This window comes from Paraburkholderia sp. RL17-373-BIF-A (assembly GCF_046030175.1).
GTDB lineage: Bacteria > Pseudomonadota > Gammaproteobacteria > Burkholderiales > Burkholderiaceae > Paraburkholderia.
Map to the genome: position 1 here is coordinate 1 of NZ_JARESO010000079.1, position 21,725 is coordinate 21,725.

The window sequence follows — 21,725 nt, forward strand, 5'->3', positions numbered from 1 at the left end:
CGCTCCCGGGGGGGCCCACGAGCGCCTGCTACGCGCTCGTGGCCGGCACCCAGGTGAGCCTCGCGGGCCACGCAAACAGCGCATTCAATGTGTCATACGTGGTGCGCCGCGTGGAGCATCGCGCGTCGGACGGACAGTACGACAACGATGCCGACGTGTTCCCCGCAGCGGTCGCGTTCCGGGCGCCGCGCGTCACGCCGCGGCCGGTGGTGGCGGGCACCCATACGGCGATCGTCACCGGCTCGTCGGGCGAGGAAATCTGGACCGATTCGCTCGGCCGCATCAAGGTGAAATTCCATTGGGATCGCGTGAGCGCCGCCGACCAGAACAGTTCGTGCTGGGTGCGTGTCGCGCAGGCATCGGCGGGGGCGGGCTGGGGGCATTTGTTCCTGCCGCGAGTCGGCCAGGAAGTGGTGGTCAGCTACGTCGACGGTGATCCCGACCGGCCGCTCGTGACCGGCAGCGTCTACAACGGCCAGATGTCGCCGCCGGTCGGCTTGCCGGCTTCGCAGACGCAAAGCGTGATGCGTTCGCGTTCGTCCAAAAGCGGCACGGCGGGCAACGAAATCCGCATGGAGGACAAGCTCAACAGCGAGGAGCTGTACTTCCACGCGCAGAAGGACATGAATGTCGCGATCGAAAACGCGCTGAGCACGACCGTCATCGCGGGCGACGAGACGCACCTCGTCAAGAAGGGCAACCGCTCGCTCACAGTGGAGACCGGCAACGAGACGCATACCGTCAAGGGCACCCGCGCCGTGGATGTCACCGGCGACGAGACGCACACCAGCCACACCACCTTCAAGCACACCACCACGGGCGACTACACGCTGAAGATCAGCGGCAATCTGGTGATCGACGTGAGCGGTTCCATCAGCATCAAGGCGGGCACCTCGCTGGGCAGTCAGGCTGGGACGTCGCTGACCAACCAGGCGGGCACGACGCTCGGCAACAAGGCCGGCACCACGCTCAGCAATGAAGGCGTGGAAATCCAGAGCAAGGCATCGGCCATGCAGACCGTGGACGGCGGCGCGATGCTGACGCTCAAGGGCGGCCTGATCAAGGCGAACTGACCGACCCACTTCCATCGATGCCCGCCATGACCGAACTCTCCCCACTCGCGCCACTCTCCGCCGCGCCTCAAGCCGACGGCGTTAGCGCGGCCGCGAGTGTGCCCACGATCGTGGACGAGCACGACGCGGTGGGCCAGTGCATCGCCCGCACCTCGCTGCTGGACGGCGTGCCGCATGGCGAAGCGCTGCGCTACGGGGCGGGCGGCGTGCGCGTGTTTCAGGCGCATTACGTGGCCGGCAAGCTGTGCGGCCCACTGCGCCTGTTCGACGAGCAAGGCGTGCTGATTCAGGATTCGGCCTACGAGGCGGGCGTGCTGCACGGCCCCACGACGCTTTACGCGAACGGCCGGGCCAGCGCGCGCCGTCAATACGCGATGGGCGTGCTGCAGGGTGAGAGCGTGACCTATGCGCCGTCCGGTCTCGTGACCTCGCGTCTGAACTACGAGGCCGGCAAGCTCTCGCGCGAAGCGGTGTTCCTGCACGACGGCGTGGTGGTGCGGCGCGCCAGCTACCGCAACGGTCTGCTCGAAGGCGAGACGCGCGATTACGCCGCCGACGGTACGCTGGTGCAAAGCTCGCCGTATCGCCTCGACCTGCTGCACGGCACAGTGCGCCGCTTTGCGCCGGACGGCCAGGTGAGCGCCGAGCGCCGCTATGCGGACGGCAAGCCGCTCGGTGCCTGGCAGAGTCCGGCAGCCTCGGCGGCCACGCGCGCCGATGGTCCGCCACGCATGGTCAGGCAGCTCGAAAAATGGATGAGAGGCTGACGCATGGGCATTCTGGTCACCATGGGCACGACGATCCAGTGCAGTTTCGGCGCCGCGCCCGGGACGCTGAACGTGCTGCCGACCACGGGCGTGCTGGCCGGCGCGCCGGCCGCCACCGTGATGGATCACGCGCCGATGGTCAACGTGATGCCATTTGGCACCTGCACGTGCATGGGCAATCCGGTGGTGGCCGCCGCGACCGCGGCCGCGCTCGGTGCGTTGACCCCGATGCCCTGTGTGCCGATGACGGTGGCGCCGTGGGTGCCAGGCTCGCCGACCGTCCTGATCGGCAACATGCCGGCCTTGCAGAATTCTTCCAAATTGATGTGCGCATGGGGCGGGGTGATTTCGATCGTCGCGCCGGCGCAGTTCACAACCTTGGTTCCCTGAGGACGACACAGCATGCAATACGTTTTTTCGATGACCTCGCGGATGGTGACCATCGCACTCGGCTGCGCGCTGCTGTTGTGCCTGCTGCTGTTCGCGCTTGGTTTCGAGATCGGCGCGCGTTTCGTGGCACCGCCTGCGGCGCCTGCGGCGGTTGCCATGAGCGCCGTACCGGCTGCGATACCTGCGCCGCCCCCTACGCCATTCGCCGCGCCGGCCGATAACCAGATGAGTGCTGCATCGCCCGCCTCCGATTCCTCCACCAATTAATCCCGGTACACGAGATGTCGTTTCCGTCTTTCTTTGCTTCTTCGCAGCCGTCGTGCGGTTCGCGCGTAACGCGTGCGCTACGCGGGCTGTCCCGCTGGAGTTCGGCGCTCGCGGCCGGTTTGACGCTGGTTGCCGCGCCGGCCTGGGCGGCGTCCACGGCGTCCGCCGCCGCTCAGCCGCCTCAGGTGGCGGTGAGCGGAGTCGCGGCCTTGCCGACCACCTCGACCGGACTCGTGCGGATGCCCGATGGCCGGGTGCTCGCGCCGGAATTCGCACGCATCGTGACGCGCGGCGAACTCGTGGTTGCGGTGCTCGGCGTCGATCAGCCGCCGTTTTTCGAACAGCAGCACGGTCAACTGGTCGGCATCGATATCGACATGGCCAAGGAAATCGCCGCGAAGCTCGGTGTGAAAGTGCGCTTCAATCGCGACGCCAAAACCTTCGACAGCGTGGTCAGCCTGCTCGCGAACGGCGACGCCGACATGGCGATCAGCAAACTCTCGCGCACGCTTTCACGCGCGCAAGTGGTCAGCTTCAGCACGCCGTACATCCGTTTGCATCGCGCCTTGCTGCTCAACCGCGTGAAATTCGCGCAGCTCGCGCGCGGCCGCGCCGTGCCTGACGTGGTGCGCGTCTATGACGGCACGATCGGCGTGGTGACGAACTCGTCGTATGCGACCTATGTGGTGAGCAATTTCCCGCATGCCAAGGTGATCAGCTACCCGAGCTGGGATGCGCTCCTCAAGGCGCTCGACGCGGGCGAGGTCACGGCCGCCTATCGCGACGAATTCGAAGTCAAGCATGTGCTCAAGGTCGATCCGACCGCTTCGCTGCGCTTGCGTGTGGTGACGCTCGAAGATCTGGACGACACCATCTCGATCGGCGTGAATGTCTGCAACCCGGCGTTGCTCGCGTTCGTCAATCAGTTCCTTGCCGAGCGGACCAACAAGATCGACGTGATGACGCTGCTGCAAGCGTCCAACGATTAACCGGGATTCACACAGACATGATCAATACAAACAGGATTTACGCGCTGGCTGTGAACCCGTGGGCGGTGATCGGCAGCCTCGCGCTCGGCGGCACGTTCGGCTTGCTGCTGCCGGAACTGTCGCAGAAGTTCGCGATTGTCGGCGACATCTATGTGAACTTGCTGAAGATGACGACGCTGCCGTTCATGGTGTCGGCGGTGATCTTCAGTCTGCAGCGGCTGTTCCGCGACGGCGGCACCTCGAAGCTGCTGCTGCGCGTGGTCACGGTGTTTATCGGCGCCTCGCTGACGGTTGCCGTGGTGGGCGCGCTGGTGTTGCTGGTGATGCGGCCCGGCGTGAATCTTTCCACCGCGACCATGCATACGTTCGGGTTGATGGTCGGCAACGAATCGACCTCGAACGAAACGGTGATGAACCTGTACGGCACAGACGCGGCGGAGAAAGGCGTGAGCCTCTACGACGTGCTGACCAGCCTCGTGCCGACCAATATCTTCGCCGCGCTCGCCAACGGCGACGCGCTCAAGGCGCTGGTGTTCGCACTGCTGTTCGGTCTCGCGGTGGGCCGCGTGCCGGAGCGGATCTCGGTCGGCCTGAGCCAGGCGCTTGAAACCGTGTATCACGCGTGCCAGAAACTGATGCACTGGCTGAGCTATCCGCTGCCGCTGATTCTCTTTTGCATGAGCGCCGCGCAGCTCGGCAAATCAGGCGTCGGGCCGCTGCACGCGATGCTGCAATTCGTGATCGCGTTCTTCGTGGTCTCGCTGTTGCTGATCTCGCTCGCCGCCGTCGTGATCTGGAAGCGCTCCAGCCACTCGCTCGGCACGACGCTCGACGCCTTGCGCGCGCCGTTCGCGCTGGCGCTGGCCACGCGCAACAGCGCGGCCTGCATGCCGAGCATGATCGAAAGCCTCGTGGACGGGCTCGGCTTCGCGCGCTCGCGGGTCGAGCTGATGGTGCCGCTGACCGTCTCGCTGCTGCGGGTCGGGCCGATGGTGTATTACGTGTGCGCGACGCTTTTCATCGCGCAACTGTACGGCCACCCGCTCGGCGTCGCCGAGGTGTGCACGGTGCTGCTGGCCTCGGTGCTGGCCGGTTTTGCATCGGCGGGCATGACGGGTCTCGTGACCGTGTCGCTGGTCGGCATGACCTGCGTCTATCTCAGCCTGCCGTTCGAAGCAGCCTTCATTCTGTTCCTCGCCGTCGATCCGTTGTGCGACATGCTGCGCACGCTGATTCTCGTGATCGGCAATACGGCCGCGGTGACGGTGATCTGTCCGCGTCCGCTGAAGATCTAGGAATCCCAAATGGCGCTGATTGGCATTCTCGGGGGCATGGGCCCACTTGCAACGGTCGACTTCTTCGAACGTGTGATCCAGCTCACCAGTGCGGCGGGCGCGACGTGCGACCAGGAACACTTGCCGCTGCTGGTCGCGAATCTGCCGCACATTCCCGATCGCTCGAAGGCCATGCTGAAGAGTGGCGCGGACCCGTTGCCCGCGCTGCTGGCCGGCATCGACATGCTCAATCGCAACGAAGTCGATCTGATCGCCATTCCTTGCAATTCGGCCCACTACTGGTACGACGCGATGCGGGCGCGCAGCCGCGCGCCGATCCTGCACATCGCGGAAGCCTGCGTCGCCGCGATCGCAGGCGGCACGCGCCGCGCCGCCGTGATGGCAACGGGCGGTACGCTGGCAGCCGGTCTGTATCAGAAGATCCTCGAGCGCCATGACATCGAGCCACTCGTGCCCAGCGGACCAACCCAGCAACATATCGACGCATGTATCGACGCCGTCAAGGCGGGCGACCTCGACGCATCGGCGGCCGAACTTGCGGCGGCACTCGCCGAGTTCGCCGCGCGTGGCGCCGAAGCCGCGGTGATGGGCTGCACGGAAATTCCGCTTGCCGCCCGCCGCATCGCAACGCCCCCGATGACGCTGATCGACAGCACGCTCGAACTGGCGCGTGTCACGGTGTCGTACGGGATGACGCGCGGCTGGAACATGCGCTCATGATGCGTACGCTCAAGCGTCTTTCGAACAGCACGCTGGTGCTGCTGCTGTGCCTCGTGCTCGGCGGCCTGGCGGGCGCATTCGTGGCGCCGGTCGGTGGCTTTGCGTTTTTTGTCGGGCAAATCTATCTCGCGCTGGTCAACATGGCGGCCGTGCCGCTCCTGATGGTGGCGATGTTCTTCGGCTTGCGCCAGTTGATGCTGCTATCGCATCCGGGCTGGCGGATCGGCACGATGCTGGCGCTCGCGGTGGGCATCGTCGTCGTGTGCGCGGCGGGCGGCGCGCTGGCGGGTCTGGTGGCCGCGCCCGGTCTGCATCTGTCCGACGCGGCGCACCGGCAGCTCGGTCAGCTCGTGCTGCAAAGCGCGAGCGACGCCGAAGACATGCGCATGAAACTGTTCGGCAGCGATCCCGCAAGCGTCGCGGCGGGCGCGCTCGCGTTGCGTGACGTGATTCCGGACAACTTCTATCGCGTGCTGGCCGGCGGGCACGCGCTTGGCATTCTCACCGGCACGATCCTGTTCGGCATGGCGTTCGCCGCACTGTCGAGCGAGCAGACACGGGTGCTGCACAGCGTATTCGAGGGCATCTACCGGACCCTCGAGAATCTGATCGAATACGCCAACCTGCTGCTGCCGGTGCTTGCATTCGGCACCGCCGCGCATATCGCCGCGCAGACCGAGCACGCGACGCTCGATGCGATGAGCGGTTTCCTGCTCAGTTTTGTTCTATGCGCGGTGCTGCTGTGCGGCGCCGCCGTGCTCGTGATCGCGTCGCGCACGCGCGAGCCGCTTGGCCGGGTGATTTCGGCGCTCAAGCCGTCGGTACTCGTGGGTCTGATGTCGGGCAGCGCCACCGCGCCGATTCCGCACGCGATCGAAGCGATGAGCACGCGGCTGGGTTTCAGCCGCGGCGTCGCGGAACTCGTGGTGCCGTTCGGCAGCGTGTTCGTGCGCGCAGGCTCGGCGCTGTATTTCGCGCTCGCCACCGTCTTCATCGCGAACCTGTACGAGCGGCCGCTCGGCGTTGGCGAACTGGTGCTGACCGGCGCGGCGGCCACGATGGCGGCGTTCGTGTCGGCGGGACGGAGCGGGGTGGCGGGGATTGGTTACGTCGGCATGGTGTTGTCGATGCTGCAATTGCCGGTCGAGGCGGCGGGCGTGTTGCTGATCGCTGTCGATCTGATCTGCGAGGGGCCGCGCAATCTGTTGAGCCTGCTGTCGGTTTGCACGGTGGTCGCGCTGGTGTCGGCGGGTTTGCCGGCCGAGCGCACGCCGTTCGTCGAAATCGGCGTGCAGCAGGAAGGCGCGGCGGTGCTGCGCTTTGCATTCACGCGCGGGCAACTCGCGCTGGCGACGGGCTGCGTGTTGCTCGCGGCGTCGCTGATTGTCCTGATGGGCGTGGGAGTAGGAGCGAAATGACGAAGGGGCGAGCGGTTCTGAACGGCAACGCACGCGGGCTGGGCGAGGCGGCAGGCATGGCGGCAAAGCGCGTGGCGCAATTCGCATGGCTGGCCGGCATTCGCCGCATCGCACGGCGCCTGCGCTTCGCGTTGCTCGCGTGCTGCGTGATGAGTCTCGTAAGCGGCTGCGCGATGTTCGGCGGCAAGGGCGACAAGGTGAGCTGGGATCGCCTGAGCCTCGTCGCAACCGACGACGTCAACAACAACAGCCCCGTCGCGGTCGACGTGGTGTTCGTCACCGACGACGCCTTGCTCGCGAGGATCGCCGAATTGCCGGCTTCGAAATGGTTCGCGGCGCGCGCCGATCTGGCGAGCACGTTCCCGAAATCGGTCCAGTACAAGAGTTGGGAGCTGGTGCCCGGTCAGCGGATCGACGTGCCGAGCGATGTCTTCGGCCGGCCGCGGGTGCTCGCCGCGTTTCTGTTTGCCAATTATGCGGATCCGGGCGCGCATCGCGTGCGGATCGAACCGTTGAACGGCGTCGTCGCCGTGCAACTGGATAACCACACATTTTCCGTATCGGCTGTGAAATGACAGCGTCTGGACTCGCCATGAATTCAATCCAATCCGCGCCGGCGTATGCCTGCGGCACAGCACTGGAGCATGCATGATGTCCGATCGTGTGATGCCGGTGGTCGACCGTGTCGAGTGGCATGAGGGCATGCTGCTCTCTCCGCAGCACTTCCAGTTGATGAGCGCGCGGGTCGATTCGCTCGTCGCGTGGCAGACGCTGGCCGCGGCGCCGTTCAGCTGGGGCGTGCGGCGCCTTGTGCTGGACACGGGGTTGCTGCCCGCCGGCATGGTGCGCGTGCTCGCGCTCGACGCGATCATGCCCGACGGCACGGCCGTTTCGTACTCCGCCGATGCAAGCCAGCACGGACGCCTCGACCTGTCGCTCGAACCGTATATCGAAGCACTGGCCAAAGGGCCGGTCGATTTCTACGTGACGCTGCCGGTGACGGCGTCGATGCGGCGCGACGGCGAAGCGCGCCGCTTCCGCTCGACGCTCGGCGCCCCCGTGGAAGACGAAATCTCGGAGGCGCCGCCCGCCGACGTGCCGCGCCTGCTGCCGAACCTCGTGCTGAGCGCAGGCGAGTTGCCGCCGGCGCGGATGGTGTCGCTGCGCCTTGGCACCGTGTACCGCGACAACGAAGTGGTGCGTCTGGCCGAGCGTTTGCCGCCGCTGATCGAAGTCTCGCGCGACACGCCGCTATGGGCCAACGTGTCCGCGCTGCTCGGCCAGTTGCGCGGCAAGGCGGCTTTCGTCGCGCGCCAGACGGCGAATCCTTCGTCGAAGGTCGACGACCGGCTGACGCAGCTCGAACTGAAAGACCGGCTGCGCAGCCTGCTCGCCGCGCTGCCGTTTGCCGAAGCGGTGTTGCGCACGCCGCATCTGCATCCGCTGGCGCTCTATCACGCGCTCGCGTCGCTGAGCGGCACGCTGAGCATGCTGGTGCCGGGTGGCCTGCCGCCGGTGCCGCCCGACTACGACCACGGTGATCCGCTGACGGTCTTCACGCCGTTGCTACGCACCTTGCGCGATGCGGTTTCCGAAGTCGCGGAAGGGTATCGCGAGCACAAGTTCGAATTCCGTCACGACGCATTCGAGATCGCACTGAACCCGGAATGGCTGGGCGAGCGCGTGGTGGTCGGCCTGCGCGGGCAGTCCGACCGCGATTTACTCGCGTGGATGGAAGGTGCCGTGGTCGGTTCGCAGTCGGTCTATGCGTCGCTGCGCAGCCGCCGTGTGCTGGGCGCGACGCGGCGTGCGGTCGACTACGCGGAAGAGTTGGGCATCCGTTCCGGCTCCGGTTATCTGTTGTTCGAGATTCAGGCCGACCCGGCTCTCGTGGTCGCCAGCGAAACACTTGTCATCAGCAATCCGAATGAAGGCGCGAGCGCGCAGCGGCCGCAGGAAATGCTGCTGTTCGTCAAAGGCTGATGGTCGGGGAATAAAGGTAGGCGGGCATGGCACGCAATCGAATCGAATCTGAAGAAAACGACCTGGTGGTCACGCAGTTTCGCGTCTTTCTCGACGAGCTCGCGAAAGCGCAGAAGCGCTTCTCGGAAGCGCCCGAGGCAGATGGGGAACTCGCCGCGCAAGGCATGAGCCGGCATTTGCTGAATCTGCTGGAAGTGCAGACCTTGCAGTCGCATCGCGACAGCACGCGCTTCGACATGGAGAATCTCGCGGACGCGCGTTACCTGAAAGCAGTGCTCGCCGATGAGATCCTGCTCAACACGCCGTGGACGGGTCGCGATCGGTGGACGGCCTATCTGCTCGAATCGACGCTGTTTCGCACCAACGTGGCGGGGGACCTCGTGTTTCGCAAGATCGAGCAACTGCTGTCCGATCGCGAACCGTCGCGCCGCGATGTCGCGCGGATCTGCCTATTCGCGCTCGCCATGGGTTTTCAGGGCCGTTTTCGTGGCGCGGACGGCGCTGCGCGGTTGCGCAGCTACCGCGAAGAGTTGTACGAGTTCGTCTATCAACGGCGCGCCGATCTCGGCGGCCGCGACCGCGTGCTGGCGGACGCCGCCTACGGCAATACGATCTCGCACATCGCGCCGCGCAAGCTGCCGTCGGTGAGCCGCTGGACCGTGATCGGCCTGCTAGCGCTCGCCGCGCTGCTGGCGATTTCGGAGATGCTGTGGCTGTGGCAGTCGTGGCCGGTGCGCGCGGCGCTGCGCGGCGACGCGGTGACGGGAGTGAGTTCATGACGCGCGCGAATCGTTCGTTGTCGGCGGGAGTGTGCGCATGCTGACCAGCAATCTGTTTTTATTGTCGCTCGCGCTGTTGATCATCGTGGTGTGCGCGGTGCTCGGCGTGGTGGTGTATTTCGCGTTGCATGGCGCGCAGGCCAAGCCGCAGGCAGAACGCAAGATCGTGCGTCTGCGGGCCGACTCGCTGCGCAACGCGTTTCGTCAGGCGGTCGAACTGGTCGAGGGCAACATCGCGTCGCGCGCCGAGCGCTACAACATTCCCTGGGTGCTGGTGCTCAACGAAGGCGAAGACCCACGGCCTTTGCCGATCGCGCAGTCGGGCGTGGCGAGCGTGCTGAGTGCCGAAGCCGCGAGTCCCGCGGCGACGCAAGGCATCTCGTGGCAGTTCTTCGATCGCGGCATTGTCGTCGACATCAAGGCGGCCTACCTTGGCTCGCCGGATGAAGAGGGCGACGAAAAGCCGTGGGACGAATTTCTCAGCCTGTGCCGCAACTACCGGCCGCAGCGGCCGTTCGATTCGGTTGTGATCACAGTGCCGGCCGCCATGCTGCTCGCCGACAATACCGACGCGCAGCTCGAACTCGTGCGCCACGCGAAGCTCGCGCATCGCCGGCTGTGGCTCGCACAGAACCGCTTTGCGATGCGCTTCGCGGTGTATGTCGTCGTGACCGGCTGCGAAGCGCTCACCGGTTTCGCGAGTTTTGCCCGCGCATTGCCGGAGCCGTTGCGCGCCAGCATGCTCGGCTGGTCCTCGCCGTTCGATCTTTCGGTTACCTACCAGTCGGATTGGGTGGATACGGCGCTGGGCAGTATCGAACGGGCAGTCTCCGACGCCAGTGCCGAACTGTTTACGCTCGACACCGGCGATCTCGACGCGCGCGAATGTCTGCTGCTGCCCGCGCGCATCGACGCGATGCGCGCGCAATTGCAGCTCTATATCGACGAGTTGCTGCGCCCGAGCGCCTATCACGAGCCGTTCTTCTTCCGCGGCATTTATCTGACCGGCGACAGCAGCGAGCTGGCGCAGCGCAGCGTCGCCGCGCCGGCGCTCGATTATCTGAATGGCGAACCGGACGCCTATGGGCGTGGCGCGGAACCCGCGCTCGTCGGCTCGGACGCAACGGCCGACGGTGACAGCGGCACCGCGCTGGTGGTCGCTCGCGAGGCGTCTGCCGACGGCGGCGCACAGGGCTACGACGCCGGCCGCAGCGTGAACGATCTGATGCTGCGCCCGGCCTTCCTGCGGGATCTATTCGACAAGAAGATTTTCCTCGAATACGGGCTGACGCGTCCTTCGCGCTCGCAGCATCTCACGCGCCCGGTGCTGCATCGCGCGTTGCGCTGGGGCGGCATCGTGCTGCTCGGCGGCTGGGGGCTCGGTCTGGTGGTCGCGACGGTTCAGCTCAGTCATCGCAATGTCGCGCTGGTCACGGCGCTCGGCGAATTGAGCAAGGATGGTCAGGAGCGCGCGGCGGCCGAGCAGGGCGGCGTGCAATTGCCGGCTGACTGGTATCGCCGCAAGGCGCTGGCGCTGATCGGTCTGAACGACCGGCTGCAAACCGGCACCGCGTGGACGGTGTTCATGCCCGGCTCGTGGAGCATCGTCGACGATCTGAACGAGCGCGTGCGCGAACGCTTCGAGCGTGAATTCGGCGGCATCGCGGTGACGGCGCTCGAGCGCGAAATGCTCGCGCATGTCGGGCAGTTGACCGGCGTCGCGCGCGATCCCGGCACGGGACAACTGATTGTCGGCGACGATTGCGCGGCCCCGCAGATGCTTGGCGCGGACACGCCGTTGGCGGCGAGCCTCGCGCCCGAAGACCAGCCGTCGATGCGGGCGCTGCAGCGCTATGTCGGCTCGGTAGATCAGCTCGATGCCGCGCTGCAGGCGATGGAGCGCTTGCAGCAGCCTTCGCCGGAGAACGCCGACGCATTGCGGCTCGCGGTGCGCTACGCGTTCGGCGCCGAACTGCAAGGCAACGTGGCGGCGAGCCTGCCGTATTTCTATCGCAACGCACGTCACGGCGGCGCGTATGCCACCGACGGCACCGGCGGCATCAGTATGCCGACCGTGCAGCAAGCGTTGCGTTGTTCGTTCGATAAAGGCGCGCAACAGGTCGACGACGCGCTATTCACGTCCAATCCGCTGCTGGCCGCCGAGCAATCGGTGAGTTCGCATCTGAACACGCTCTCCGTGGCGGACGCGGGCACCGCGGATTTTGCCAAGGTCACCGGCAATTACCGCGCGATCGCCGCGGGCATCGGTACGGAGCAGGATCTGCTCGCCACCGGCAAGGGTGCATGGATGCGCCAGACGCAGTTCGCGCCGGGCTCGGTCTACGACCGTACTTTTGCACGCGCGGCACAGAACCGTCTGCTCGGCCCGGACCTCGTCGGCCGTACGCGCGAACGTTCGGCCAGCGGGTTCCAGGCATTCCGAAGCCAGATGGTGTTGAGCTTCGGCGGCCCGGATAGCGGCATCGTGTGGGCCGATAAAGGCGCGCGCTACGAAGTCGCGCCCGAGCGTATCGCACTGCGCGACGGACTCGGCAAGCTGCTCAATCAGCCGTTCATGGTCGCTCCGCGTAACCTGAATCTGCCGGAAGTGCCGGACGGTTCGATCGTCGTGTGGGATCGCGCGCAACTCGATCAGGCGCTGGCGCTCGGCGACGTGCGCAAGCGTTTCCTCGCCGACGGTCTCGCGAGCTTGCCCGAAGCGGTGCAGCCGGCCGTCGAGCAGGCGCTCGACGCGCAGTTCGCGCGGCTGATCTCGGATCAGGTCGCCGCGGCGGCCGCGGTGGCGCCCGCGCAGGGCGAAGGCGACAGTGCCGCGTTCGAGGCCGCGCGCCTGCGGCTCGTCAAGATTCGCGCCGCGCTCGCCGACATGGGCGCCAGCACGCAACTCGACGAACTCGACACGCTCGTGTCGCGCGACGCGCTCGCGCATCTGCGGCTCGTCGACGATGCGTTGGCGCGCTCGGAACTGTATTCGACGCGGCCCGCGCCGCTCGCCGTGAGCGGTGCGCGCACGACGATGCTGGCGGCGTTCGGCATCAACGACGCGGGCTCGCTCGGCGCGTATCTCGATCAACAGGCGACGCGCGCCATTGCGCTCGGCCGTCAGGCCTCAGTGTATCTCGCGGCGCTCGGGCCGGGCGATACCGGCTCGCCGCTCGCGATGCGCTGGCAGGCGATCGTGCGCGACCTGGATCGTTATCAGTTGAAGAACCCGAATAGCAGCCTGTTCGCACTCGAGCAGTTCGTGCAGACAGTGGCGGCCGATCCGGGCGCGGGCGACTGTCTCGGGCGTTTCCCGGCACGGCCGTCCGGGCTCGCGTCCGGCGACTACTTCAGCACGCTGCATGCGCGTTTGTACGATGCGCTGCTCGCGCGCTGCGGTCAGGGCTATGTCGCGGACCTGAGTCAGCAATGGGCCGGCTTTGCCAACGCGTTCAACCAGGGCGTGGGCGGACATGCGCCGTTTGGCGTGCCGGCGCGCGGCACGACGGCTGACGTCGGCACCGCCGACTTCAACGAAGTGGGCCAGGCGCTGCGCCATTACGAGCGCGTCTCGCATGTGTTCCAGCAGGCGCGCAACGGCGCGGGCGAGCGGGTGATGGGCGGCAACACGCCAATCCGCCAGTTCGTCGACAACTTCGACCAGGTCGATGCCTTGCTCTCGCCGCTGTATCCGGCCACCGATGGTGCGCCGGCGGGACTGGACGTCAGTGTCGATTTTCGCGCCAACCGCAGCGGGGAAATCGCCGCGAATCAGGTGATCGACTGGACTTTGAAGGTGGGCGACCAGAGCGTTTCCCTGCATGACGCGCAGCATCCGCTGCATTGGGAATACGGCATGCCGGTCTCGCTCTCGCTGCGCTTCGCGAAGGATTCGCCGCTGCAGGCGGCTAGCGATCCGCAGCAGCGCGCGTATTCGACTGACGGCCGCACGCTGACCTGGCAGTTCAGCGATCCGTGGGCGCTGATGTCTTTCATCGCCCGGCAGCGGATGGCCGATGTGGGCGCGCGCGGCGGCAACACCTCGCAACTGCTGAAGTTCGAGTTTCCTCTCGGCGTGGTGAATGTCGCCGACGAAGCCCTGCTGCCGAAGCAGGCGCGCGGCCAGGTTTTCGTGCGGCTCGTGCTGAGCCCGACAGGTAAGAAAACCGCGCTGCCGTGGCCCGCCAGTTTTCCGACCCGTGCGCCAGAATGGACCTCGCTATGAACGCATCCCTTGTGTTGGAACGCGCGCCGGCCAACGCCGGCTTCGACGCTTTGCTCGCGCCGCTCGACCATGGCGACGGCGTGGGCACTTCGCTGCGCAACGATCCCGTGTACCAGCAGATCCGCGACGCGCGGCGTCAGGACGATCCCACGCTGCCGATGCGCGAGTGGGAGCGTCCGCTAACCAAAGCCGACTGGAAAACCGTGGCGACGCTCACGAGCGATGCGCTGCGCAAGCGTAGCAAGGACTTCCAGCTCGCGGCGTGGCTGTGCGAGGCGTGGACGCATCAACGCCGCATGGACGGTTTCGTGGACGGCATGCGGCTTATGCATGCGCTCGCCGGGCAGTTCTGGGAGCACGGCTATCCGCAACTCGAAGACGGCGATGCCGACGCGCGGGTTGCGCCGTTCGTGTGGATCAACCACACGCTCGCGCTGGTGTTGCGGCTGCAAATTCCGCTTCTGAGTCTGAGCATCGAGCCGTCGTCGATCAATCTGGGCGACTGGTCGCGTATCACGGGACGTCCTTCGGAGCGCGACGAGGGTCTCACGCGCGAGTTCCTGGATGGCGAGGTCGATAAAGGCAGCAACCTCGCCGATCTGCTGCGGCTGGAGGAGTGCGTCGGCGCGGCGCTCGACATCACCGCGACGCTGGAGCGCGGTCTCGACGAGCGTTTGGGTCCCGACGCCCCGGGTTTTTCGCGTGTCATGGAGGCACTCATGGACTTACAACGGGCGGCGCGGTCGCTGCGAGGCGATCGTCAAACCGGGTCGGCTCATTTCGTCGACGCCGCGCAGGCGGGTGAAGATCAATCGGCTCAGAGCGCGTCCGGCTTCAGCGATACGCATGATGGCGATCTTCACACCTCGCACGCGTCCGGGGACGATGCCCGGCTCGCTTCGGCGGCGTCTGCCGTTGCGCACGGTCCGATCCGCGATCGCGCTCACGCCTACCGGCTGTTGCAGGACGTCGCGGACTATCTGTCCAGGCATGAGCCGCACAGTCCGACCCCTTATCTGCTGCGTCGCGCCGTGGCGTGGGGCGGCATGCCGTTGCCCGATCTGCTGCGCGAGGTCGTGCATCAGGAAGGCGATCTGAGCCGCTATCTCGCCATGCTTGGGTTGCCGTGACATTGGTCGGTTGAGCAAGGCGCGCCTTGTCGCGTGAATCCCGCCGGGCAGGTCGCCGGTTGCGGACGGGTTTTCATTCTTCTTCATTCAATACGCCGTTTATTCAGGAATTGTCATGCCTCACTCAACAGAAGTCGCCACGCGATCGGCGAGGATGATGATGCACGACGCCTTCGAATCCGTTTCCAAGGCGCATACGGGCCTCACCAAGCACTATCTGTCCAACCAGGCCAGAACGTTCGTCGCGACCTGGCAGACCGAAAGCCAGGTCAGCTTGGGTGTGGGCGTAGCCATCACGGTGGGCGTGGCGATTGCCGGCATCGCGACCGGCGGCATTGCGATTCCGGTGTTGATCGGTATCGCGGCGGGCAGCTATGCAATCAAGAACGCCATCGAAAGTATCGGCGCGAATGAGCGACGCGTGAACCGCAATTGGCTGCAACGCTATCCGGCTGCAACGGCGGCCGCCGGCAAGGATCTCGGCGCGTTCCTGACGGTCGAGGCGAGCGACTCATTGCGCCGGGCGGTCGATCACTTCACCATGATGCGCACCATCGTGAAGGAAGTGGAGACGGCGGCGGTGCCCGAGTTCATCAGTTGCGAGGAAGCGATCAACTACGTCAAGGCGTTGTCGCGTTTCATTCACCACAGCGACAAGGTGCGCAACTACACGCTGCCCGTGCTCGACCTGCTGATTTTCTATCTCGGCGAATACAAGAAGTTGACCGAGCAATGGGGTACGGCCGAGGCGAAGATCAGCGCTGCATTGCAATCCTGGTTCGAAAAACATGGCGAGCATAGCTGCTGTCCAGGCGGTGGCCGTAACGACGTTTGCTACGCGCCGTTCAGCGGTTTGACGGTCAGACGCGGCGCGGCGGCGATGCCTGCCAAGCGGCATGCCGAGGCGAGTTCCACCATGCCCGCCGCATTCGCTGCTGTCGCGCCGGCGCCCGGCTCGCCGGGCGCGGTGCAGATCAGCACGCTGCTCGAGGGCATGATTGCGGCCCGCGATAAAATCGTCGCGGGCATGCATGCTTCCAGCGGCGCGACCTGGAACTACAGCGCGGAGCGGCCCGTCACGACCCGTGCGAGGTCCGGCGGTGTGTCGGTCGTCGACAACATGCATAGACGCCGTCTCGATGCACTGCTCGATACCGTGTGGCGCCAGGTGGACCGCCCGGGTTATTTCTCACGCGCAACACGGCGGGCCGGGCATTGGTACACCCGCAATACAGGCAGCGAGAAAGCCGGTGCATTGCTGAGTGAAATGCTCTCGGTGGGCTCGATCTTCATGCCGTTCATTGGCGATGCGAGCGCGTTGACCAAGATCGGCGCGAGCGCCGTTTCCGGCAGCGTCTCCACGGCGGTGCTGGCGGGCGACAAGATCGGCCTCAATTTGCTGAAGGGCGCGGATGGCATTCCCATCCGTTCCAGTCTGCTGGATCACTCACTGGTGGACGCGCACGCCACGAACGAGATTCGGGAAGCGGGCGCCGGGATCGAAAAACTGTTGCCCAAGCTGATGCTGCACTTCAAAAAGGCGGCCGAAGCGCTCAAGGCGCTCGACGAGTCGCCGCAGGAAATCAAATCGTGCAACGACGCCATGGCGTTCACCACCAAGACCGCGGAAATCATCGCCCAGATGGAGAAGGTGAGCCGTTACGCCGGCCCCTGCGTCGGTATCGTCGATGTGCTGTGCAAGCAGTGCTACGACTGGAGCGAAAAAGAACACGACCTCTGGCAAAAGATGGAGCAGAGCGTGTCGGAATGGCTTCGCGAGGACGATGGTCACCAGAACTGCCGCCACGCGGGCACCAAATGCTACGGTGCGAAACATCATCGCGTCGGCCCCAATATTTTCGGGCAGGGCGGCACGTGGACGCATCTCACGAATGACCCACATAACCCGCTGACCTGACCTGACCTGACCTGAGTTGAAGAGGACGGCGCCGATTCATGGCGCCGCCCGTCACGTGATTTCAACCTTGAGAGGAGAGGCTGAAACGGTGACGCAGAAACTCAAATTCAGCGCAGGCCAGGCGTTCAATTCGATCATCGCGAAGATTCAGGGCAGGCATGTCGTCCGTGAGCTGTCCGTGCGGCGGCGTTGGCTGTTGAAACTAGTCGGGGCGCCTGGATCCAAGCAAAAGTATATCGACCAGCCTCTTTGCACTTTGCTGCCAGTCCGGAGCCGACGCGACATTGGACACGCCGACGAGCGCGCGAAGCAGATCCAATGGCTCGAGATCAGGGCGGATATCCCCACTCGCGATAGCGCGCGTGACGAGCGACTGGATTGCGTCCTTGATCTGCGCGCCGGACGATTCGAATAGCTTCGTCGGCCCTCCGACGATCGAATTCAATGCTGGCGCGATGATCTTCTTCGTGGCGATGTAGTCGACGAAGAGCAACATCCAGGCTCGCAACGCATCGAGTGGGGGCAGTGAATCGGACAGTCTGCGCTCTTCTTCCGCGAGTTTCGCGACCTCGGCACGGTAGACACTCTCGAGCAGTGCCTCGCGCGTCGGAAAATGCCGGTAGAGCGTGCCTACGCCGACCCCCGCCTGACGGGCGACGTCCTCCATGCTGATTTCGCCTGCGGCGCGCGTGAACGCCGTTTTCGCTTCGTCAAGAATGCGCTCGCGATTGCGCAGCGCGTCGGCTCTAGGTTTTCGTTCTTTTGGCGTCGGATCGTTCATTTATACGTTGAAGGCTTGCAAACGGAGGGTGACTCCGTTTAGTATCGTAAAAACGGAGGCAAGCTCCGTTTTATCCCGGGCTGGGAATGACGTCAACCTTGATTGTGCTGGAGCGGCGGAAATGACTGAGAAATTTGGTGCGACCTCGACAACGGACGACGTGCTCGCGGGCGTCGATCTTCATGGCAAGCGAATTCTTGTGACGGGCGTGTCCGCGGGACTGGGCGTGGAGACTGCGCGGGCGCTCGCAGCACGCGGGGCCACCGTTATCGGCGCAGCCAGAGACCTGGAAAAGGCAAAGCAGGCGATTGCCGACGCGCGGCGCGAGGCCGGTGCCGCAGGCGGCGACATCGAGTTGATTGCGCTCGATCTCGCGAGCCTCGAGAGTGTTCGGGCTTGCGCCGACAGGCTGCAAGAGGACGGCAAACCCATCGACGTCATCATCGCGAACGCGGGCGTGATGGCGACTCCCTTTGGCAAGACAACGGACGGATTCGAGACGCAGTTCGGCACGAATCATCTGGGGCATTTCGTGCTGGTGAACCGCCTAGCGTCGCTGATTCCGGCTGGCGGCCGGGTCGTGATGCTCGCGTCGTCGGGGCACCGTTTCGCGGATGTGGATCTCGACGACCCGAGCTTCGAGCGTACGCCTTACGATCCGTTCGTTGCATACGGGCGCGCCAAGACGGCGAATATCCTCTTTGCGGTGGCTTTCGATCAACGACATCGGGCGCGTGGAGTGCGCGCAGCCGCGGTTCATCCGGGCGGGATTCACACGGAACTCGCCCGTCACATGGACGAAAGCCAGATGACGGCGCTGCTCGAAAGGATCAACACTCAACTTGCATCAGAAGGGAAAGGACCGTTTCAGTTCAAGACTGTTCCACAAGGGGCGGCGACTTCGGTCTGGGCCGCAGTGGCGGCGTCGGTCGAAGAGGTCGGAGGCAGGTACTGCGAGAACTGCCATGTGAGCGAAACCGTCGCCGACGATGTTGTCATTACGCCCGTCAGCGAAGGTGTTCGACGCTATGCGCTCGATGCCGCCAACGCTGACGCGCTTTGGCGCAAAAGCGAAGAGATGGTTGGTGAATCGTTTTGACATGGCGCGTCGAACGCCATTGCAACGGTTCTCCAACGCCACTAATTCACTTTCGTACACGCTGCACGACATAGTGTTGATGCTGGACCTGGAACTGGAGTAGCGGCCGCGCTTGCCCAGCGCGGCCGTGAGAGATAGTCAGTCGGTCACGGTGCCATCCGCAATGAAATCCTTCAGGTCCAGCCAACGCTTCTTCAAAGCATCCATTCAGACGCATTTTTCGAACGGGCACTCAGATGTTCTTCATGAAACTGAGCGCGTAGAAGGCCCAACTGTCGGCGTTGGTCAACGCATGCGCCTGGTTTGTCGCGGATAGACCGCGGCACTTGATCTTGCCGTAGACGTGGTCCTGGGTCTTCAGCACCTTATGCGTGAGTTCATGGTAGATGGTCTGCGCGGCCCCTTCGAGCGGATCCGGGTCGGCGAGGAACCACTTGCCCATGATGATGCGATAGCCACTCCCGGCATGATGGTTCCACACATAGCCATACACGCCGTCGCCTTTGAAGCCTTGCTCCATCTCGTCGAACGGATCGTTGCCGTTGACGATGTGGACGGTCACATCTTCGCGCAGCACGATCGTCACCGGGCTTGAGCTGAATGCATCCAGCATCTGCTGCAGGCCTTGCTTGACCGTGGCCACCGCCTGCGGGGTCGGTGCGCCGAACCAACGCTGGAAGCGCTGCTCTTCGGCGGCATTGCCGTCTACCGTCGCGATGGCAGCGACGGCCTTCTCCGCGCATTCGAAGGCATCGGCCCAACCTTGGCGCGCTTTGGGCAGTTGCGTGTCGTCGAACTCTTCCCAGATCGCCGTGCCACGTCCGGTATCCTTGATGCCGACCGGAATGTTCACCTTGATTTGCGGCCTGAGATTGCCCTCGCCAAGCAGCTTGGCGCCCTCCTTGATGTCGAGCAGCAGCGCGTTGGGCCGCAGCGGTGCGCCGCCGCGATGCGCGAATGGCATGTGCCGGTCGCGGAATTCGACGAGTTGGGCCAGCAGGTCGCTGACCGCCCCCTTTGCATTGCGTTCGCTGCCTTCTGCACTGGCCTTGGTTGCCGCCCACGCCTGATAGGCGACCACGATGGCGTCGAAATGGGGACGCGAGCCGCGATTCTTGTCATATTCCTTCAGGCAGGCATCGAGAAACTTGAGCGGCTTGCTTCTCGGTTTCAGTGCCAGGCTGGTGCGGCGCTTCCACTCGTCGTGCGACATGATAGCCATCAGCGAAACTCCTTTGTTTGTATTGGCTGGCTCGATGTGTCGGTATTGCTTGCCGGCGGGGGTGGGTCTCTTGTTACGAATTTCAGGCCGCTGTGTTTGTGCTCGAGGTTGTACCAACGCACGAATTGTGGCGTCCGAGTACGAGGTTCATCGACACCGCTGAACGGCCTTGGGTACGACATAGGACACAGAGTCGTGAGATATCTCGGCATAGTCCGTTTTGACGCTGGTCACGCGCGCGCTGCCACTGGTGCGCAAGTATCTTTTTATACGTCTCGATTTCTAAAAGTCATGTAAAAAAACGGCCAGATTTAACGATCACTATCGTATCAGAGTTGCCCTCTGGCACCGCGGATCTTTGCCAACGCATGTATGAATGCCGGACAACTATGCTGCGCGATCAAGCGGCTGTACGTGGAACAAATGTCGAAAATGGAAGATGATTAAACAAATGGATTTCCTCGATCCCGTCGATTTGCCAAATGGATAACTTTGACCTCAATCTTTTGCGCGTCTTTGATGCGTTACAGCGTCACGGACATCTTGGTAAGGCGGCCGTGGAACTGAATCTGAGTCGGCCCGCTGCATCCTACGCCTTAAAGCGTTTGCGTGAAGAACTTGGAGATGCGCTCTTCGTCAAAACCAGGTCCGGCATGCAACCGACGCCACGCGCGATGCAGCTAGCCCCCGTGGTTCAGTCGGTACTAGCCGATATTCGTGAACGAGTGTTGACGGCGCCGAATTTTGTGCCGGACAAAGCTCAGCGCACGTTCACTATCGCAATGTCAGATGTCGGTGAGATGGTCTCCTTGCCGAGATTGCTGCAGCGGGTTACAAGTCTCGCTCCCAGCGTCAATGTGAAGACAACGTCTTTGTCTCCCAGACAGCTATTGTCCGCACTTCAGCGAAGTGAGGTCGATCTCGCGATCGGTTATTTCCCTGATCTTGATGGTGTCGACGTTTTTCAGCAGCGCCTGGTTCGACATTCGTTCGTGTGCCTCGTGCGGCGGAATCATCCGGCCGTACAGGGCCGGCTGACAAAGAAGCTTTTTTGCGAACTGCCACATGCGGTGGTTGAGGCAGAGGGCCGTCGCCAGGAAATCGTTGAACAATTCCTGAAAGAGCACGGTATCCAGCGCAGAGAGGTCCTCCATACTCCGCATTTTTTAAGCATCCCGATGACCATTGCAATGACCGATCTGGTAGTCACGGTTTCCAGCGATGTGGGCGAGATATTTGCGCGCATCGCCGATCTCGCGATTTTGGAACCCCCATACCGGATGCCGCAGTTTGACGTCAAGCAACACTGGCACCGCTCGCAGCATGATGATCCCGGTAACCGCTGGCTGCGAGGCCTCGTCAGAGAACTGTTCACGCCGGTACCTGACTGATTGCCTCCGTGGCGCCCCGACTCGGGTTATCAGGCTTGTGGAAGAGTGTTATTTGGGAAATCGGATTGTCGAATGTCCGTCTTGGCGCGACACTCTCCTAACCCGCTCTTGGAGCAAGTCCACCCGGCGCAGAACCGGCTGCGGCTTGTGCATCGAGCGAGACGCGAAGGAGATGTTGTGCCCACCAATTTGCTGACCAACAAGATGCCCGATGCCACGTCAAACCTTCGAGGTCTGAGTATCGGTTTCAGACTTCAAGATACACGAACGAGTTG

General features: G+C 64.1%; 18 protein-coding genes. 16 read left to right on the forward strand and 2 right to left on the reverse strand.

Going from position 1 to position 21,725, the window contains the following annotated elements:
* The 14 genes from tssI to P0D80_RS43950 form a co-directional block, all read left to right on the forward strand.
* The coding region (gene tssI, locus P0D80_RS43885) for a type VI secretion system tip protein TssI/VgrG (RefSeq protein WP_408293468.1) at positions 1-1,073 on the forward strand (1,073 nt) is incomplete at its 5' end.
* 26 nt (positions 1,074-1,099) lie between these two features.
* A complete protein-coding gene (locus P0D80_RS43890) occupies positions 1,100-1,840 on the forward strand; it encodes a toxin-antitoxin system YwqK family antitoxin (RefSeq protein WP_408293471.1) in 741 nt (246 codons plus the stop codon).
* A 3-nt stretch (positions 1,841-1,843) separates the two neighbouring features.
* Positions 1,844-2,230, forward strand: a complete 387-nt coding sequence (locus P0D80_RS43895) for a DUF4280 domain-containing protein (protein WP_408293474.1) — start codon at positions 1,844-1,846, stop codon at positions 2,228-2,230.
* Between the two features lie 12 nt (positions 2,231-2,242).
* Complete coding sequence (locus P0D80_RS43900) at positions 2,243-2,497, forward strand: hypothetical protein (RefSeq protein ID WP_408293477.1); 255 nt, start codon at positions 2,243-2,245, stop codon at positions 2,495-2,497.
* A 14-nt stretch (positions 2,498-2,511) separates the two neighbouring features.
* A complete protein-coding gene (locus P0D80_RS43905; RefSeq protein ID WP_408293480.1) occupies positions 2,512-3,486 on the forward strand; it encodes an ABC transporter substrate-binding protein in 975 nt (324 codons plus the stop codon).
* A gap of 20 nt (positions 3,487-3,506) precedes the next feature.
* Positions 3,507-4,781 carry a dicarboxylate/amino acid:cation symporter gene (locus tag P0D80_RS43910; RefSeq protein WP_408178342.1) on the forward strand — a complete coding sequence of 425 codons (1,275 nt, stop codon included), beginning with the start codon at positions 3,507-3,509 and terminating at the stop codon, positions 4,779-4,781.
* Between the two features lie 9 nt (positions 4,782-4,790).
* Positions 4,791-5,501 (forward strand): cysteate racemase, encoded by a 711-nt coding sequence (gene cuyB / locus P0D80_RS43915; protein ID WP_408293482.1) that lies wholly within the window; start codon positions 4,791-4,793, stop codon positions 5,499-5,501.
* The gene (locus P0D80_RS43920; protein ID WP_408293484.1) at positions 5,498-6,919 is read left to right on the forward strand and encodes a dicarboxylate/amino acid:cation symporter; all 1,422 of its coding nucleotides are present in this window, start codon (positions 5,498-5,500) and stop codon (positions 6,917-6,919) included. The genes cuyB and P0D80_RS43920 overlap by 4 nt, the downstream gene beginning before the upstream one ends.
* On the forward strand, positions 6,916-7,494 hold the full coding sequence (locus P0D80_RS43925) for a hypothetical protein (protein WP_408293487.1): 579 nt from the start codon (positions 6,916-6,918) through the stop codon (positions 7,492-7,494). The genes P0D80_RS43920 and P0D80_RS43925 overlap by 4 nt, the downstream gene beginning before the upstream one ends.
* A gap of 73 nt (positions 7,495-7,567) precedes the next feature.
* On the forward strand, positions 7,568-8,902 hold the full coding sequence (tssK, locus tag P0D80_RS43930) for a type VI secretion system baseplate subunit TssK (protein ID WP_408293490.1): 1,335 nt from the start codon (positions 7,568-7,570) through the stop codon (positions 8,900-8,902).
* Positions 8,903-8,928: 26 nt separating this feature from the next.
* Positions 8,929-9,681 carry a DotU family type IV/VI secretion system protein gene (locus P0D80_RS43935; protein WP_408178239.1) on the forward strand — a complete coding sequence of 251 codons (753 nt, stop codon included), beginning with the start codon at positions 8,929-8,931 and terminating at the stop codon, positions 9,679-9,681.
* 37 nt (positions 9,682-9,718) lie between these two features.
* On the forward strand, positions 9,719-13,909 hold the full coding sequence (locus P0D80_RS43940) for a type VI secretion protein IcmF/TssM N-terminal domain-containing protein (protein ID WP_408293494.1): 4,191 nt from the start codon (positions 9,719-9,721) through the stop codon (positions 13,907-13,909).
* Positions 13,906-15,039 carry a type VI secretion system protein TssA gene (gene tssA / locus P0D80_RS43945; protein WP_408293497.1) on the forward strand — a complete coding sequence of 378 codons (1,134 nt, stop codon included), beginning with the start codon at positions 13,906-13,908 and terminating at the stop codon, positions 15,037-15,039. Before P0D80_RS43940 ends, tssA begins: the two co-directional genes overlap by 4 nt.
* A gap of 115 nt (positions 15,040-15,154) precedes the next feature.
* Positions 15,155-16,957 carry a hypothetical protein gene (locus tag P0D80_RS43950; RefSeq protein ID WP_408293500.1) on the forward strand — a complete coding sequence of 601 codons (1,803 nt, stop codon included), beginning with the start codon at positions 15,155-15,157 and terminating at the stop codon, positions 16,955-16,957.
* 202 nt (positions 16,958-17,159) lie between these two features.
* Here P0D80_RS43950 and P0D80_RS43955 read toward each other — a convergent pair whose 3' ends face one another.
* On the reverse strand, positions 17,160-17,738 hold the full coding sequence (locus P0D80_RS43955; RefSeq protein ID WP_408293504.1) for a TetR/AcrR family transcriptional regulator: 579 nt from the start codon (positions 17,736-17,738) through the stop codon (positions 17,160-17,162).
* Positions 17,739-17,859: 121 nt separating this feature from the next.
* Here P0D80_RS43955 and P0D80_RS43960 point away from each other — a divergent pair, with 121 nt between their 5' ends.
* Entirely contained in the window at positions 17,860-18,837 is a 978-nt protein-coding gene (locus P0D80_RS43960) for an SDR family NAD(P)-dependent oxidoreductase (protein ID WP_408293507.1), read from the forward strand.
* 232 nt (positions 18,838-19,069) lie between these two features.
* Here the strand turns inward: P0D80_RS43960 and P0D80_RS43965 are convergent, their stop codons facing one another.
* Positions 19,070-20,059: a M35 family metallo-endopeptidase gene (locus P0D80_RS43965; RefSeq protein ID WP_408293510.1), complete on the reverse strand. Its 990-nt coding sequence runs from the start codon at positions 20,057-20,059 to the stop codon at positions 19,070-19,072.
* Between the two features lie 482 nt (positions 20,060-20,541).
* On the opposite strand from P0D80_RS43965, the gene P0D80_RS43970 reads away from it, so the two are divergent.
* Entirely contained in the window at positions 20,542-21,450 is a 909-nt protein-coding gene (locus tag P0D80_RS43970; protein WP_408293514.1) for a LysR family transcriptional regulator, read from the forward strand.
* Positions 21,451-21,725: the final 275 nt, after the last annotated feature.